This window comes from Mesorhizobium sp. M1D.F.Ca.ET.231.01.1.1, from assembly GCF_003999155.2.
Taxonomy (GTDB): domain Bacteria; phylum Pseudomonadota; class Alphaproteobacteria; order Rhizobiales; family Rhizobiaceae; genus Mesorhizobium.
This window is the reverse complement of record NZ_RZOZ02000171.1, coordinates 1-325: the sequence shown is the minus strand read 5'-3', so window position 1 is coordinate 325 and position 325 is coordinate 1. Positions and strand designations below refer to the sequence as shown.

The 325-nt window shown below is 64.3% G+C and carries 1 protein-coding gene; it reads left to right on the top strand.

Features of this window, described 5'->3' with window-relative positions; translation table 11 throughout:
* The coding region (locus tag EN874_RS32815; protein ID WP_135884734.1) for a putative Ig domain-containing protein at positions 1 to 325 on the top strand (325 nt) is incomplete at both ends.

Here is a 325-nt window from a genome sequence, read left to right as displayed (position 1 = left end):
CTACGGTTATGCCGTCACTTCCGGTGCACTGCCGGCCGGAATGACGTTGAGTGGCACTGGCCTCCTGTCCGGTACGCCGACCACGCAGGGAACGTTCGCCTTCTCGGTGACCGCGACCGCCAGTGCCGGCACACCGTTGACGGGCACGGCGAGCTACTCGATCAGCGTTGCTGCGCCGACCATCACGGTCACCAATGTGCCTTCCGCAGCAGCCATCAATACGCCGTACTCCTTCACGCTGACCGCCAGTGGTGGCAATGGCCCCTACAGCTTTGCGCTCGACGCCGGTACTACTTTGCCGACCGGACTGGTGCTGGCCAGCAAC